The sequence below is a fragment of the Pseudomonas sp. AC169 genome, assembly GCF_979258515.1.
The window spans coordinates 4,612,528-4,628,099 of sequence record NZ_OZ409866.1; the positions used below are offsets into that span (position 1 = coordinate 4,612,528).

General features: G+C 61.2%; 16 protein-coding genes and 1 riboswitch. Of the genes, 14 read left to right on the forward strand and 2 right to left on the reverse strand.

Annotation, left to right across the window (positions count from 1 at the left end):
• Positions 1-51 precede the first annotated feature (51 nt).
• From ACZZ0G_RS20715 to ACZZ0G_RS20735, 5 genes are all read left to right on the forward strand, one after another.
• On the forward strand, positions 52-1,110 hold the full coding sequence (locus ACZZ0G_RS20715) for a DUF2066 domain-containing protein (RefSeq protein ID WP_463557353.1): 1,059 nt from the start codon (positions 52-54) through the stop codon (positions 1,108-1,110).
• A gap of 34 nt (positions 1,111-1,144) precedes the next feature.
• Positions 1,145-2,218 (forward strand): AI-2E family transporter, encoded by a 1,074-nt coding sequence (locus tag ACZZ0G_RS20720; RefSeq protein WP_034156235.1) that lies wholly within the window; start codon positions 1,145-1,147, stop codon positions 2,216-2,218.
• 205 nt (positions 2,219-2,423) lie between these two features.
• Positions 2,424-3,128 carry a DnaA regulatory inactivator Hda gene (gene hda / locus ACZZ0G_RS20725; RefSeq protein WP_007919828.1) on the forward strand — a complete coding sequence of 235 codons (705 nt, stop codon included), beginning with the start codon at positions 2,424-2,426 and terminating at the stop codon, positions 3,126-3,128.
• 214 nt (positions 3,129-3,342) lie between these two features.
• The gene (locus tag ACZZ0G_RS20730) at positions 3,343-3,960 is read left to right on the forward strand and encodes a C40 family peptidase (RefSeq protein WP_150774388.1); all 618 of its coding nucleotides are present in this window, start codon (positions 3,343-3,345) and stop codon (positions 3,958-3,960) included.
• 216 nt (positions 3,961-4,176) lie between these two features.
• Positions 4,177-4,713, forward strand: a complete 537-nt coding sequence (locus ACZZ0G_RS20735; protein ID WP_034156233.1) for a C40 family peptidase — start codon at positions 4,177-4,179, stop codon at positions 4,711-4,713.
• Between the two features lie 133 nt (positions 4,714-4,846).
• Here the strand turns inward: ACZZ0G_RS20735 and ACZZ0G_RS20740 are convergent, their stop codons facing one another.
• Together ACZZ0G_RS20740 and ACZZ0G_RS20745 are read right to left on the reverse strand one after the other, a co-directional pair.
• The gene (locus ACZZ0G_RS20740) at positions 4,847-6,160 is read right to left on the reverse strand and encodes a PQQ-dependent sugar dehydrogenase (RefSeq protein ID WP_463557354.1); all 1,314 of its coding nucleotides are present in this window, start codon (positions 6,158-6,160) and stop codon (positions 4,847-4,849) included.
• Between the two features lie 64 nt (positions 6,161-6,224).
• Entirely contained in the window at positions 6,225-6,809 is a 585-nt protein-coding gene (locus ACZZ0G_RS20745; RefSeq protein ID WP_463557355.1) for a hypothetical protein, read from the reverse strand.
• A gap of 164 nt (positions 6,810-6,973) precedes the next feature.
• A riboswitch (cobalamin riboswitch) is annotated at positions 6,974-7,203 on the forward strand.
• An 81-nt stretch (positions 7,204-7,284) separates the two neighbouring features.
• Here ACZZ0G_RS20745 and cobO point away from each other — a divergent pair.
• The 9 genes from cobO (at position 7,285) to cobC (ending at position 15,572) form a co-directional block, all read left to right on the forward strand.
• Positions 7,285-7,896, forward strand: a complete 612-nt coding sequence (cobO, locus tag ACZZ0G_RS20750; RefSeq protein WP_463557356.1) for a cob(I)yrinic acid a,c-diamide adenosyltransferase — start codon at positions 7,285-7,287, stop codon at positions 7,894-7,896.
• Entirely contained in the window at positions 7,893-9,242 is a 1,350-nt protein-coding gene (locus tag ACZZ0G_RS20755; RefSeq protein WP_463557357.1) for a cobyrinate a,c-diamide synthase, read from the forward strand. Before cobO ends, ACZZ0G_RS20755 begins: the two co-directional genes overlap by 4 nt.
• A 47-nt stretch (positions 9,243-9,289) precedes the next feature.
• Positions 9,290-9,940, forward strand: coding sequence for a 5,6-dimethylbenzimidazole synthase (bluB, locus tag ACZZ0G_RS20760; protein WP_463557358.1), 651 nt, complete (start codon positions 9,290-9,292; stop codon positions 9,938-9,940).
• The gene (gene cbiB / locus ACZZ0G_RS20765; protein ID WP_463557359.1) at positions 9,937-10,845 is read left to right on the forward strand and encodes an adenosylcobinamide-phosphate synthase CbiB; all 909 of its coding nucleotides are present in this window, start codon (positions 9,937-9,939) and stop codon (positions 10,843-10,845) included. Before bluB ends, cbiB begins: the two co-directional genes overlap by 4 nt.
• On the forward strand, positions 10,838-11,830 hold the full coding sequence (gene cobD / locus ACZZ0G_RS20770) for a threonine-phosphate decarboxylase CobD (RefSeq protein ID WP_463557360.1): 993 nt from the start codon (positions 10,838-10,840) through the stop codon (positions 11,828-11,830). The genes cbiB and cobD overlap by 8 nt, the downstream gene beginning before the upstream one ends.
• The gene (locus ACZZ0G_RS20775) at positions 11,827-13,278 is read left to right on the forward strand and encodes a cobyric acid synthase (RefSeq protein ID WP_463557361.1); all 1,452 of its coding nucleotides are present in this window, start codon (positions 11,827-11,829) and stop codon (positions 13,276-13,278) included. Before cobD ends, ACZZ0G_RS20775 begins: the two co-directional genes overlap by 4 nt.
• 148 nt (positions 13,279-13,426) lie before the next feature.
• Entirely contained in the window at positions 13,427-13,948 is a 522-nt protein-coding gene (gene cobU, locus ACZZ0G_RS20780; RefSeq protein ID WP_463557362.1) for a bifunctional adenosylcobinamide kinase/adenosylcobinamide-phosphate guanylyltransferase, read from the forward strand.
• On the forward strand, positions 13,945-15,000 hold the full coding sequence (gene cobT / locus ACZZ0G_RS20785; protein ID WP_463557363.1) for a nicotinate-nucleotide--dimethylbenzimidazole phosphoribosyltransferase: 1,056 nt from the start codon (positions 13,945-13,947) through the stop codon (positions 14,998-15,000). The genes cobU and cobT overlap by 4 nt, the downstream gene beginning before the upstream one ends.
• Complete coding sequence (gene cobC / locus ACZZ0G_RS20790; RefSeq protein WP_463557364.1) at positions 14,997-15,572, forward strand: alpha-ribazole phosphatase family protein; 576 nt, start codon at positions 14,997-14,999, stop codon at positions 15,570-15,572. The genes cobT and cobC overlap by 4 nt, the downstream gene beginning before the upstream one ends.

The window sequence follows — 15,572 nt, forward strand, 5'->3', positions numbered from 1 at the left end:
CAACCGGTTCACGCGGCCTGTTCCAGCCGCTCTTGTCGACGGGAATTCTCCATGCGTTTTTGTAAATTGTTGTTTGTGGGTTGTTTGTCTCTGCTCAGCCTGGCGAGTCACGCCGAAAATCTCAAAGGCCTCTATCAAGTGCGTGAGCCGGTCAATGGCCAGGCACCGGAAGAACGTGATCGTGCCACCCAAGCGGCGCTGGATACGTTGGTGCTGCGTTTGACGGGCGATCCGAAAGCCGCACAGAACCCGGGGCTGGCAGCGATTCGCAAGGATCCGCAGCAGATCATCAGTCAGTTCGGTTTCGATGCCGGGCCGCCGGAGGTGCTGAAGGTTGATTTCGATCCAGCAACCACCGAGCAGGCCCTGCGCCGGGCCGGGTTGTCGGTGTGGGGCGCCAGTCGCCCGACGATTCTGAGCTGGTGGCTGAACGATTCGACTGAAGGGTCGAGTCTGGTCGGTGATGGTCAGGCCGCTGCTGCGCCATTGCGTACGGCTGCGCAACATCGTGGGTTGCCATTGCGACTGCCGCTGGCGGACCTGAGCGAGCAACTGGTTGCCACGGCGCCAGCGTTGGAAGGCACGGATCCGGCGCCGTTGCGCGGTGCCTCCGAACGCTACAACGCTGACGCCCTGCTGGCAGTGCATGCGCGCGAAGAAGGTGGGCAGTGGCAGGCCAAGTGGCACTTGTGGCTGGGCGATCAGAAAGAGGCGGGCAGTGTGCAGGGGGCCGATCAGGCCGCTGTCGCTGACGCGGTGATGCTGGCAGTGGCTGAGCGTCTGGCGCCACGTTTTGTCGCCAAACCCGGTGCTTCGGGTCAGCAGACCCTGGAAGTGCAGGGCATGAATCTTGAACATTATGCCGCGCTGTTGCGGTTACTCGAACCGTTTGGCGTGCGTCTGCAAAGTGTTGACGGCGATCGCATCGTCTATCGGGTCAATGGCAGTGCCGATCAGATGCGTGCGCAGTTGTCGCTGGCGAAGTTGCAGGAGTTGCCGGCCGAGGCGCCGGTTCCGGTGGTGCCGCCACAGCCTGCTGTTGCAGGTGCAGCACCGGTCGCGGCTCCGGCCCCGACCCCGGCGGCACCGTCGTTGCGGTTTCGTTGGTAAGTCTTTCCTTATATAGAAGCAACAGGAGTGGTACATGGCCGATACGCGGCGTTGGTTCTGGCTCGGTGGGGTTGTCCTGCTTTGCGCATTTGTATGGTTGCTGCACCCGATCCTTACGCCGTTTCTGGTAGCACTGCTGCTGGCCTATCTGTTCGATCCGTTGGTGGATCGCCTGGAGCGGCTCGGTTTGTCGCGTACCTGGGGCGTGATCGCGGTGTTTGCCTTGTTCACCTTGATCGTCACCGCGCTGCTGCTGGTGTTGGTACCGATGCTCGCCAAGCAGTTGCTGCGTTTGTACGAGCTGGCGCCGCAAATGCTCGATTGGCTGCAGCACACCGCGCTGCCTTGGGCGCAGGCGAAGCTGGGGCTTTCGGATGGTTTCTGGAAGTTCGACAAGGTTAAGGCAGCGATCAGCGAGCACATGGGCCAGACCACTGACATCGTCAGCGTGGTCCTGAGTCAGGCGACGGCATCGAGTCTGGCGCTGATCGGCTGGCTGGCCAATCTGGTGCTGATCCCGGTGGTGAGTTTCTACCTGTTACGCGACTGGGATGTGATGATGGCCAAGATCCGCAGCCTGCTGCCGCGTGATCGGGAAGAGACCATCGTATCGCTGGCCGGTGAATGTCATGAGGTTCTGGGCGCGTTTGTTCGCGGTCAGTTGCTGGTGATGGTGGCGCTGGGGGTGATCTACGCAGCGGGTCTGATGATCGTGGGTCTGGAGCTGGGGCTGTTGATCGGTCTGATCGCGGGTCTGGCGGCGATCGTGCCGTACATGGGGTTCGTGATTGGTATTGGCGCGGCACTGATTGCCGGGTTGTTCCAGTTCGGTGGCGATCTGTACCCGATGGTCGGGATCGTCGCGGTTTTTATGGTCGGTCAGGCGCTGGAAGGCATGGTGCTGACGCCGTTGCTGGTGGGCGATCGCATCGGTCTGCATCCGGTGGCAGTGATTTTTGCGATTCTGGCGGGCGGCGAGCTGTTCGGCTTTACCGGTGTGCTGCTGGCATTGCCGGTCGCCGCGGTGATCATGGTGCTGGTGCGCCATGTCCACGATTTATACAAGGATTCTGATATCTATAGCGGTATGGACGAGCCGGAGTTGTAATGGGCAGGGCGGCCCGGCGAACAGCCGGGTTGGCCCGTGTCCTGCTGGCGCTGGCGCCAAAGAATCTGTCATGAAACCAGGGTGTTAACGCAAACCTTTGATTTTGCTTGGACTCTGTCGCATTGTGCGCTCAGCTTCACGGGTATAAACTTCGCAAACTTTACACAGAGGCCACTAACGGTTCCTTGAGAACTGTTCAGTCAGCATGAAACCGATTCAGCTGCCCCTAGGTGTGCGTCTGCGTGACGACGCCACCTTCATCAACTACTACCCAGGCGCCAATGCCGCTGCACTCGGCTATGTCGAGCGTCTATGCGAAGCCGACGCTGGCTGGACAGAAAGCCTGATCTATCTGTGGGGCAAGCACGGCGTAGGGCGTACGCATCTGTTGCAGGCAGCTTGCCTGCGCTTCGAGCAGATGGGCGAACCGGCGGTGTATCTGCCGTTGGCCGAGTTGATGGATCGCGGTGTCGAAATCCTCGACAACCTGGAGCAGTACGAACTGGTTTGCCTGGATGATTTGCAGGTGATTGCCGGCAAGGCTGACTGGGAAGAGGCGATGTTTCATCTGTTCAACCGTCTGCGTGACAGCGGTCGACGTCTGCTGATCGCCGCGTCAACCTCTCCGCGTGAACTGCCGGTCAAACTGGCTGACTTGAAATCGCGCCTGACCCTGGCGCTGATTTTCCAGATGCGCCCGCTCTCCGATGAAGACAAATTGCGTGCCTTGCAATTGCGCGCATCGCGGCGCGGTCTGCACCTGACCGATGAAGTCGGACATTTTATTTTGACTCGCGGCACCCGCAGTATGAGTGCGCTGTTTGACCTTCTCGAGCAGCTCGATCAGGCCTCGTTGCAGGCGCAACGCAAGCTGACCATTCCCTTCCTGAAAGAAACGCTGGGCTGGTAACGGCGCGGCTTTCAGCGTGTTTCGGCATATTTCGGGCGCCAAAAAATCCGCTTTCCTGCACGGTGTGCAGGCCGCGTATCGGTTCAAATGGGCTTAAGCGCTTAGATGTAAACGAGAAACCGAGAAGTCACAAAAAGATCGATTGAATTTGCAAATGAGGTTGATAGCGGGCATAGTCTCGGCTTCTTTACAACTATCAGCCACGGTCGTGCCCATGCTAAAGCGCTTCGCACCCCTCGTGCCTCTCGCACTCGTCACCCTGTTGTTCGGTTGCGCTGCTCATTCTCCAGTTCAAGAGCAGCCTCAACAGGTTAAAAATTCTGCCACGGCCCAGTCTTCCGTTATTTACCAGGAAGAGCTGGACACCGAAAAAGAACTCAATGAATTCAATGGCAAGAAGCCTTATCAGCTTCCTGTTCTGGCCGACAGCATCCTCGAACGCGGCATGTCCCTGATCGGTACCCGTTACCGTTTCGGCGGTACCTCTGAAGCCGGTTTCGATTGCAGCGGTTTCATCGGCTACCTGTTCCGCGAAGAAGCCGGCATGAACTTGCCACGCTCGACCCGCGAAATGATCAACGTCGATGCACCGCTGGTCTCGCGCAGCAACCTTGAGCCGGGCGATCTGCTGTTCTTCGCCACCAACGGTCGTCGCGGTCGTGTCAGTCATGCTGGGATCTACCTGGGTGACAACCAGTTCATCCACTCCAGCAGTCGTCGCAGCGGCGGTGTTCGCATCGACAGCCTGGGTGACAGCTACTGGAGCAAGACCTTCATCGAAGCCAAACGCGCTCTGGCCAACGCTCCGACTGTAGTCACCGCTCGCAAGTAATCCCGTTGTCGCTGCGTTCGCGGCGACAATCAGGCTCCCGGCAACGGAGTAGACTTAGACTTTACAAGGTGAAGTTAAAGTCTTACTTGAAGTTTGCCGCGTAGCCGCTAGAATCCTGAATCTATATTGATGGCAAACCGCCTGCGTGCTCCGCAGGCGGTTTTGTTTTCTGTCCATCGGCAGAAAAAGCCGCAGCCAGATCAGGATGTTCTGCTTATGACGATGTCGGCCCGCCTCACTTTGATCTTCTTCGCAGCGCTGCTCAGCGCTTGCGCCAGTCGCACGCCGCCACCTGCGCCGGTGGTTCGCGCCCCGGTCGTGTTCGGCCCCTCTCAGGCTTTTTCTCCGGCTGCTGAAGACGTGCTGTTTCGCGCACTTGGCCTGGTCGGCACACCTTATCGCTGGGGCGGCAACACGCCGGATTCGGGATTCGATTGCAGTGGGCTGATCGGTTTTGTCTACCGTGATGCGGCGGGGATTTCGCTGCCACGCTCCACGCGCGAGATGATCGTCATGCAGGCACCGAATGTCGGTAAGGAAGGCTTGCAGACCGGTGACCTGATCTTCTTCGCCACCAATGGCGGCTCGCAGGTCAGTCATGCGGGGATTTATGTTGGCGAAGGGCGCTTTGTACATGCGCCGGCCACGGGTGGTACGGTGAAGCTCGACAGCCTGTCGAAAGCGTATTGGCAGAAGGCGTATCTGAGTGCCAAGCGGGTGTTGCAGCCGGAGCATCTGGCGCATAACCCGTAGAAAAAATCGCAGCCATTCTAATGTGGGAGCGAGCCTGCTCGCGAAAGCGGTGTATCAGCCAATTCAATGGGGGCTGACACTCCGCATTCGCGAGCAGGCTCGCTCCCACAGTTGTTTCAGGTCACATTCAACATCACTTCGTGGCCGAGACCCGCCACACCTTGTTGCCAACATCATCCGCCACCAGCAAGCCACCTTGCTGATCGATCACCACGCCCACTGGCCGACCTAGCGCATTCTCATCCTTGTCGAGGAAACCGGTCAGCACATCCACCGGTGTGCCGCTCGGCTTGCCAGCGGTAAACGGCACGAAAATCACTTTATAGCCACTGTGCGGTTTGCGGTTCCATGAACCATGCTGGCCGATGAACGCGCCTTCCTTGAACTGCGCCGGCAGGGTGTTGCCCTCGGCGAAGCTCAGGCCCAATGACGCGGTGTGCGGCCCGACGGCGTAATCCGGAGCGATGGCTTTAGCCACCAGATCAGGATTTTGCGGGGAGACGCGGACATCGACATGCTGGCCGTAATAGCTGAACGGCCAGCCATAGAAACCACCGTCCTTCACGGAAGTGATGTAGTCCGGCACCAGATCACTGCCGATCTCGTCGCGCTCATTCACTGCCGTCCACAGCGCGCCGCTGGTGGGTTCCCAGGCCAGGCCATTGGGGTTGCGGATGCCCGAGGCGAAGATGCGGTGATTACCGGTCGCCCGATCGACTTCCCAGATCGCTGCGCGGCCTTCTTCTTTATCCAGACCATTTTCGCCAACGTTGCTGTTCGAGCCGACCGTCACGTACAGCTTGCTGCCGTCCTTGCTGGCGATGACGTTTTTGGTCCAGTGATGATTCAGCGTCCCACCGGGCAGATCGACAACCTTGATCGGCTGCGACTTGATCTCGGTCGCGCCGGGCTCGTAGTTGAAGCGCAGCAGTCGATCGGTATCGGCGACGTACAGGTCATTGCCGACCAGGGTCATGCCGAATGGCGAGTTGAGGTTCTGCAGAAACACCGTACGCGTCTCGGCCACGCCATCGTGATCGGCGTCACGCAGCAAAGTGATGCGATTCGGGCTCGGTACGCCAGCGCCAGCCTTGCCCATGACTTTCTTCATCACCCAGCCACGAATGCCGCTGCTGTCATCCGGCTTTGGCGGGGCATTGGTTTCCGCCACCAGTACGTCGCCGTTGGGCAGCACATAGAGCCAGCGCGGATGGTCGAGGCCTTCGGCGAATGCTGCGACTTGGGTGCCGGCGGCCGCTGTCGGTTTACTGCCCTCGGGCCAGCCGATCGCCGGGGCGATGTTCACTGTCGGGATCAGGGTCTTGTTCGGTTCGGGCAGTTTCGGTGACGGGCCGGTGCCGTCGGAGACTTGCAGGCTGGAGGTTTCACCGCAGGCGGCGAGTCCTCCGGCGAAGGCGATGACAAAAACGAGTTGGGGCTTGCGCATTGCTGATCTTCCCTATGAATGCATTCTTAATCATAGAGGAGGGCGCAAGCCCGATGGTTCAACCTCAGCCGCGGGCTTCCTTGAACAGCACGGCAATGCCTGGGTGATAGTTGCCGGCTTCGCTGCGCAATTTGCGGTAGGCGTAGGGGAAATACCAGGCGACGGCGCAGGTGTGTTCCTTCTGCAGGTCGTCGACCATGTCCTGCAGCTCTTCGGGGCTGGCGCTGTGCTGGGCTTTTTGCGGTGCGACGAACAGGCAGCCGAGCTTGAGATCGCTGGCATAGCTGATGCGCTTGGCGTCGCTGGTGATGTCGAGCAGGGCTTGGGTCAGATTTAGATTCGTGACTCGTGGCCAGCGTTGCGTGGCCTGAATAAAGGCGCGATCTTCGGCGCTGGCGAGAAACAGATCGGCGCGGGCATTGCGCTCGCCTTCTTCATTCTGTTTGCGCGTGGCAGTGTCGTTCAAAGTCACCAGCTCGGCCATCCAGGCCGCCGCCGAGAGCAATCCGAGATTGGCTTTCTCGTCATGCCAGTAAGGGGTATCGCTGTCGCCGCGCACGGCGTTGTAGCGGTCGATACAGTCAAACCAGCGTTCAAGCACCGGGCGCAGGAATTCCAGGCGCGGGTTGCTGATGATCATGCCTTGCATCGTCATCATCCTTTATTGTTGTGGTGGGCTTTTCGGGAAAAAGCATGGCTCTTTGATATCATTTGTATCAGTGTGGCACAAGATTGGCGCCGGATAATTGATCGACGGCAGTTATTCGCCCGCTGGCCGCCTCTTTAATTGACGCTCCACCCCCAACCCTCTAACCTTCGCGGCTTGTTTCAGGTGCTCTGTGACCGGTGTCGACAGAGTGAAACAGGGAAGCCGGTGAGGGTTGTCTTCAAGCGAAGAACCACCACGATCCCGGCGCTGCCCCCGCAACGGTAAATGAGTGAAAACTGCGCCTTGAGCCACTGCCTCGAAAGAAGCGGGAAGGCGCGCAGTCAGGCCAACGCCGCTCATGAGCCCGGAGACCGGCCTGATCCATCCAGCGGCATCACGGTGGGCGATGCCAGGCTTTTTGCCGTCTATTCTTGTGCCTGCCCGCCGTTATCCAGCCTCAACGGAGAGCTCCCCCATGACTGATTCCCCCGAGCGCGACGAACGCCATCTGGCGCGTATGCAGCGCAAAAAAGCCGTGATCGACGAACGCATCGCCAACTCGCCTGACGAGTGCGGCCTGGTGCTGGTGCTGACCGGCAACGGCAAAGGCAAAAGCAGCTCGGCGTTCGGCATGCTCGCCCGCGCCATGGGCCACGGCATGCAGTGCGGCGTGGTGCAGTTCATCAAGGGGCGTAACAGCACCGGCGAAGAATTGTTTTTCCGCCGCTTCCCCGAACAGGTTCGCTTCCATGTGATGGGCGAGGGCTTCACTTGGGAAACCCAGGATCGTAAGCGCGACATCGCCGCCGCCGAAGCCGCGTGGGCAGTCTCGCGGGAACTACTGCGCGACCCGTCGATCGGTCTGGTGGTGCTCGATGAACTGAACATCGCCCTTAAACACGGCTACCTCGATCTCGATCAGGTGCTCAGCGATCTGCAGGCGCGTCCGCCGATGCAGCACGTAATCGTCACCGGTCGCGCGGCCAAGCCGGAAATGATCGAGATGGGCGACACGGTCACCGAAATGGGCATGCTCAAACACGCCTTCCAGGCCGGCATCAAAGCGCAGAAAGGCGTCGAACTTTGAATCAACCACGTCACTGCCCGGCGGTACTCATCGCCGCGCCGGCCTCCGGTCAGGGCAAGACCACCGTCACCGCCGCACTGGCCCGTTTGCATCGCAATCAGGGGCGTAAAGTACGCGTGTTCAAATGCGGCCCGGACTTTCTCGATCCGATGATCCTCGAGCGCGCCAGCGGTGCACCGGTGTATCAACTGGACATGTGGATGGTCGGCGAGCAGGAAAGTCGTCGTCTGTTGTGGGAAGCCGCCGCCGAGGCGGATCTGATTCTGATCGAAGGCGTGATGGGCCTGTTTGACGGCACGCCGTCGAGCGCTGATCTGGCGCGGCATTTCGGTGTGCCAGTGCTCGGCGTGATTGATGGGACGGCCATGGCGCAGACCTTTGGTGCGTTGGCGCTGGGCTTGGCCAAATATCAGCCGGATCTGCCGTTTGCCGGCGTGCTGGCCAATCGTGTTGGCACCTTGCGCCATGCGCAGTTGCTCGAAGGCAGTCTCACTGAAGGTTTGCGTTGGTACGGCGCGTTGTCCCGCGAGACCGGTATTGAACTGCCGAGTCGCCATCTCGGTCTGGTCCAGGCCAGCGAATTGAATGATCTCGATGTGCGCCTCGACGCCGCTGCCGATGCCCTCGCCAGCAGTTGCGAGGTAGCGCTGCCACCGGCCGTGGAATTTGCCGCGCCTGACGTCATCGCTGTCGAGCCACTGCTGAAGAATGTGCGCATTGCCGTCGCCCGCGATGAAGCGTTTGCCTTCACCTATGGCGCGAGTCTCGATTTGTTGCGCGCGATGGGTGCCGAGTTGAGCTTCTTCTCGCCGATCCGCGACACGCAATTGCCTGAGGCGGACAGTCTGTATCTGCCCGGCGGGTATCCGGAATTGCATCACGTCGCGTTGTCGCAGAATACCGCGATGCTGGAGGCGATTCGTGCGCATCATGCTGCGGGCAAACCTCTGCTCGCTGAATGTGGCGGCATGTTGTATCTGCTCGATTCGTTGACTGATGTTGACGGCACTCGCGCTGAACTGGTCGGGCTGCTGAAGGGCGACGCGGTGATGCAGAAGCGTCTGGCAGCGCTGGCGTTGCAAGCCGTCGATCTGCCGGAAGGTGCGTTGCGCGGGCACACTTATCACCATTCGCTGACCACCACCGAACTGACGCCGATTGCACGTGGCTTGAGCCCGAATGGCGGGCGTGGTGCCGAGGCGGTTTATCGCGATGGGCGGATGACGGCTTCTTATGTGCACTTCTATTTTCCGTCGAATCCGACTGCGATTGCCGCATTGTTTGCGCCAGACCGTGAGGCCGGCTTCGCGAGCAAGCTCGCTCCCACAGGGGATCGCGTTTCTTGAGCAAGCACCCCGTCCAAGGTGGGAGCGAGCTTGCTCGCGAAGAGGCCATGACAGAAAACGCATTCTCTGAAACCGAGCGGGCGGCGGTCTACAAAGCCATCGCTGAACGCCGCGACATGCGCCACTTCATCGGCGGCAGCGTCGAACCGGAGCTGTTGCGCCGACTTTTGGAAGCCGCCCACCAAGCCCCAAGCGTTGGCCTGATGCAGCCCTGGCGTTTCATCCGCATCAGCGACCGAACTTTACGCGGGCAGATCCAGAACCTCGTCGAAGAAGAGCGCGTGCGCACCGCTGAAGCCCTCGGCGAGCGCAGTGACGAGTTCATGAAACTCAAGGTCGAAGGCATCAATGACTGCGCCGAAGTGCTGGTCGCCGCGTTGATGGATGATCGCGAAAAGCACATCTTCGGTCGCCGCACGCTACCAGAAATGGACATGGCCTCGCTGTCCTGCGCGATCCAGAATCTGTGGCTGGCCTCCCGTGCCGAAGGCTTGGGCATGGGCTGGGTCTCGCTGTTCGAGCCGCAGGCACTGGCGGATTTGCTGAAATTGCCCGCAGGCGCCAAGCCACTGGCCGTTTTATGCCTGGGGCCGGTCAAGGAATTCTATCCGGCGCCGATGCTGGTACTCGAAGGGTGGGCGCAGGCGCGCCCGCTCAATGAGTTGCTGTACGAAAATTACTGGGGAGTGAGTCAATGAGTGTGGCGTTGTTGAGTGTCGCCGCAGTGGCGCTGGATGCGCTGCTCGGTGAACCGAAACGCTGGCATCCGCTGGTGGCGTTCGGCAATTTCGCCGGGCGCATCGAGCAACGTTTCAACGCCGGTGGCCGTGGCTGGCGCAGCCATGGTGTCACCGCGTGGGTGATCGCGGTGCTGCCGCTGACCTTGCTCGCCACGGCATTTTCCTGGGCGCCGTACGTGGGTTGGGTCGTCGAGATTCTCGCGCTGTATTGCGCCCTCGGCATGCGCAGCCTCGGTGAACATGTCGCGCCGGTCGCCGCCGCGTTGCGTGCAGATGATCTGGGCGAGGCGCGCAAGCGTGTCGGCTATCTCGTCAGCCGTCAGACCGATGAGCTCGACAGCACCGCCGTCGCCCGTGCCGCCACCGAATCAGTGCTGGAGAACGGCAGTGATGCGGTGTTCGCGGCGTTGTTCTGGTTTGTCGTGGCCGGTGCGCCGGGCGTGGTGCTCTATCGCCTGAGCAACACGCTTGATGCGATGTGGGGCTATCGCAACGAACGCTTTGAGCGTTTCGGTTGGGCGGCGGCGAAAATCGACGACGTGCTCAACTACATTCCTGCACGTTTGGTGGCGTTGACCTACGCACTGCTCGGCAAAACCCGACTGGCGTTGAAGTGCTGGCGCTCACAGGCGCCGAAGTGGGACAGCCCCAACGCCGGTCCGGTGATGGCGGCCGGCGCTGGTGCGCTGGGCGTGGAATTGGGCGGGCCGGCAATTTACCACGGCGAACTGCATGAGCGTCCGCAGCTCGGCGAAGGCGCGCCCGCCGACGCCGATTCCATCGACCGCGGCTGGCAATTGGTCCAGCGCGGCGTATGGTTATGGCTGCTGATTCTCTGCGTGGGGGCTGAATTCTATGCTTGAGCACGGTGGCCGGCTGCGCAAGGCTGCACACGACTACGGCATCGCCGAGGCGGATTGGCTCGATCTCTCCAGCGGCCTCGCGCCGTGGCCATTCCCGATCCCGGAAATCCCGCTGCGTGCCTGGGCGCGTCTGCCGGAAACCGATGACGGTCTGGAGCAAGCCGCGTGCGATTACTACGGTGCCGCGCAAGTGCTGCCGGTGGCCGGTTCGCAGATGGCCATACAGTTGCTGCCGCGTTTGCGCCGCGCCGGCAAGGTCGGTGTGTTGTCGCCGTGTTATGCCGAGCACGCTGAAGCCTGGCGCCGCAGCGGCTACATCGTGCGTGAAGTGCTGGAGCAGGAAGTCGAATTCTTTCTCGACAGCCTCGATGTGCTGGTGGTGGTCAATCCGAACAACCCGACCGGCCTGAGCCTGACCCCGGCGCGGTTGCTCGACTGGCACGCGCGGCTCGCTCAGCGCGGTGGCTGGCTGGTGGTCGATGAGGCGTTTATGGACAACACGCCACAGTTGAGCCTGGCAGCCCATACGCATCAGGTCGGGCTGATCGTGCTGCGTTCGTTCGGCAAGTTTTTCGGTCTGGCGGGAGTGCGTCTGGGCTTTGTGCTGGCAGAACGCAAGTTGCTCCGATTGCTCGCGGAACAGGTCGGGCCGTGGGCGGTGAGCGGGCCGACGCGGGTGCTGGGGCAGGCTTGCCTGCAAGATACCGAAGGGCATACGCGACAACGGATTCGCAGCGATGAAGCGAGTGAACGACTGGCGACGCTGCTTGAACGCTACGGCTTCAAACCGCAGGGCGGCTGCGCGTTGTTTCAGTGGCTGATCACCGATCAAGCGTCAGCGTTATATGAGTTCATGGCCCGACGCGGCATTCTTCTGCGCATCTTTACCCACAACAGCAGTCTGCGTTTTGGCCTGCCCGCCGATGCGGCTGAAGAGGCACGCCTCGAACACGCCTTAATCGCTTTCACCAAGGACCACCCATGACAACCCTGATGGTGCAGGGCACCACTTCCGATGCCGGTAAAAGTACGCTGGTGACGGCGCTGTGTCGCTGGGCGACCCGACAGGGTGTTGCGGTCGTACCGTTCAAGCCGCAGAACATGGCGCTCAACAGCGCCGTGACCGCCGATGGCGGCGAGATCGGCCGTGCGCAAGCGGTGCAAGCGCAAGCTGCATTTCTTGAACCGCACACTGACATGAACCCGGTGTTGCTCAAGCCGAACAGCGACACCGGCGCGCAAGTGATCATCCATGGTCGCGCGGTGACGTCGATGAACGCCGTGGCGTATCACGACTACAAAGCCATCGCGATGAAAGCTGTGCTGGCCTCCCACGAACGACTCAGCGCTGCCTATCCGCTGGTGATGGTCGAAGGCGCGGGTTCGCCGGCCGAGATCAATTTGCGCGCTGGCGACATCGCCAACATGGGCTTCGCCGAGGCGGTGGATTGCCCGGTGCTGCTGATCGCTGATATCAATCGCGGCGGCGTTTTCGCCCATCTGGTCGGCACACTGGAGTTGTTGTCGCCGAGTGAACAGGCGCGGGTCAAAGGTTTCATCATCAACCGTTTTCGCGGTGACATCGCCTTGTTGCAACCGGGCCTCGACTGGCTTGAACAGCGCACCGGCAAACCGGTGGTCGGCGTGTTGCCCTACGTGATGGATCTGCATCTGGAGGCCGAAGACGGCATCGATCAGCGCCAGACCGACAAGGCCGAACAGGTGCTGAAAGTGGTGGTGCCGGTGCTGCCGCGCATCAGCAACCACACCGACTTCGATCCGCTGCGTTTGCATCCGCAGGTCGACCTGCAATTTGTCGGTCCGGGGCAGGCGATTCCTGCCGCCGATCTGATCATCCTGCCGGGTTCGAAAAGTGTGCGCAGCGATCTGGCGTATTTGCGTGCCAATGGCTGGGATGCCGCGATCAATCGGCATCTGCGTTACGGCGGCAAAGTACTGGGCATTTGCGGTGGTCTGCAGATGCTCGGCGAGCAGGTGCATGATCCGCTCGGCCTTGAAGGTGCCCCCGGTTCGAGCGCTGGTCTGGGCTTGCTGGTGTTCGAAACCACGCTTGAGGCCGAGAAGCAGTTGCGCAACGTGCGCGGGCGGCTCGCGCTGGAAAATGCCGACGTCAGCGGCTATGAAATTCATGCCGGCGTGACCACGGGACCGGCGCTGGAAAACGCAGCGGTGCATCTTGATGACGGTCGTTGCGACGGTGCACAAAGTGCTGACGGGCAGGTGTTCGGCACCTATCTGCATGGCTTGTTCGAATCGCCGGCAGCGAGCGCGGCATTGTTGCGCTGGGCCGGGTTGAACGATGTGCAGGAGGTGGATTACCACGGCTTGCGCGAGCGCGATATCGAGCGTTTGGCGGACCTGGTGGAGAAGCATCTGGATACCGAGCTGTTGCGTCGGCTCTGTGGGATTTGAGGTGCCTGTGATGGCCTCTTCGCGAGCAGGCTCGCTCCCACAATGGACCTGTTGATCTTGGATTTTGTTTACACCCCATAACCCTGTGGGAGCGAGCTTGCTCGCGAAGGGGCCAACTGTTTCAACACATAATTCTGTGGATGAACCCATGCTCCAACTGATCCTCGGCGGCGCCCGCTCCGGCAAAAGCCGCCTGGCGGAGAAACTCGCCAGCGACAGCAATCTCACAGTCACCTACATCGCCACCAGCCAACCGCTCGATGGCGAGATGAGCGACCGCGTCGCCCACCACCGCGCGCGGCGTCCCTCTGAATGGGCACTCATCGAAGAGCCCTTGGAACTGGCCCGCGTCCTGCGCGAAAGCGCCAGTGCCGAGCGTTGCCTGCTGGTCGATTGCCTGACCCTGTGGCTGACCAATCTGCTGATGCTCGATGACGCCGAACGCCTCGCCGCCGAGCGCGAAGCCTTGCTCGACTGCCTGGCGTCTTTGCCGGGTGAAATCATTTTTGTCAGCAACGAGACCGGAATGGGTGTCGTGCCGCTGGGCGAATTGACTCGCCGCTACGTCGATGAAGCCGGTTGGCTGCATCAAGCTCTGGCCGAGCGCTGTCAGCGTGTTGTCCTGACCGTCGCCGGCCTGCCCCTGACTCTGAAAGGACCTGCTTTATGACTCAATCCTGGTGGCTGAACCCGTGCAAACCGGTCGACCTCAACGTCGTTGAACAAGCGACGGCGCGGCAACAGCAACTGACCAAACCGGCGGGTTCGCTGGGGCGTCTGGAATCGGTCGCGGTGCAACTGGCCGGTCTGCAAGGTCAGGTCAAACCGACGCTGGCGCAGGTGTGGATCGCGATTTTTGCCGGTGACCACGGCGTGGTCGCTGAAGGTGTTTCGGCGTTCCCGCAAGAGGTCACCGGGCAGATGCTGCTCAACTTCGTCAGCGGCGGCGCGGCGATCAGCGTGCTGGCGCGTCAGCTCGGCGCGGAGTTGGAAGTGGTCGATCTGGGCACGGTGAATCCCTCGCTGAACCTGCCGGGTGTGCGCCACTTGAACATCGGCGCGGGCACGGCGAATTTCGTTCAGGGCGCGGCGATGACTCAGGCCCAGGGTGAACTGGCCTTGCAGGCTGGTCGCGACAGTCTGTTGCGGGCGAAAGCGGCGGGCGCGCAATTGTTCATCGGCGGCGAAATGGGCATCGGCAACACCACTGCGGCGAGTGCGCTGGCCTGCGCGTTGCTCGATTGCCCGGTGGTGCATCTGACCGGTCCCGGCACCGGACTGAATGCCGAAGGCGTCAGCCATAAAGCGCAAGTGATCGAGCGGGCGTTGGCGTTGCATGCAGCGCAGCGTGGCGATGCGTTGCAGACGCTGTTCAATCTCGGTGGTTTTGAAATCGCTGCGTTGGTCGGCGCCTACCTGGCGGCGGCTCAAGAAGGTGTTGCGGTGCTGGTTGACGGTTTTATCTGCACGGTTGCGGCGCTGGTCGCAGTACGTTTGAATCCGTCGTGTCGTGAGTGGCTGTTGTTCGGTCATCGCGGTGCTGAGCCGGGCCATCGTCATGTGCTGGAAACGCTGAACGCCGAGCCGCTGCTGGAACTCGGTCTGCGCTTGGGCGAGGGCAGCGGTGCGGCGTTGGCGGTGCCGTTGTTGCGCCTGGCCTGCGATCTGCACAGGCAGATGGCGACGTTCGCCGAAGCGGCGGTGGCGGATCGTCCGGCATGACACTGCATCTGGACTTGCTGCGCCATGGAGAGACTGAACTCGGCGGTGGTTTGCGCGGCAGCCTCGACGATGCGCTCACTGAAAAGGGCTGGGCGCAGATGCGTGCGGCGGTGGTCGAGGGTGGGCCGTGGGAACGGATTGTCAGTTCGCCGTTGCAGCGTTGCGCACGCTTCGCCGCCGAACTGGGCGAACAACTGAACCTGTCCGTGCATCTGGACAAGGATCTGCAAGAACTGCATTTCGGCGCATGGGAAGGGCAGAGCGCCGCAGCGTTGATGGAGACGGATGCCGAGGCGTTGGGGCTGTTCTGGGCCGATCCGTATGCGTTCACGCCACCGCAGGGTGAACCGGTCAGCCAGTTTTCCTCGCGGGTGCTGGCGGCCGTCGCGCGCCTGCACAACGCATACCCCGGTGAGCGGGTGTTGCTGATCAGTCATGGCGGCGTGATGCGCCTGTTGTTGGCGCAAGCGCGAGGGTTGCCGCGCGAGCAGTTGCTCAATGTCGAGGTCGCTCACGGCGCGTTGTTTACGTTGACGGTCGAGGCCGACGTTTCGCTTAAGGAAGGTCACTGA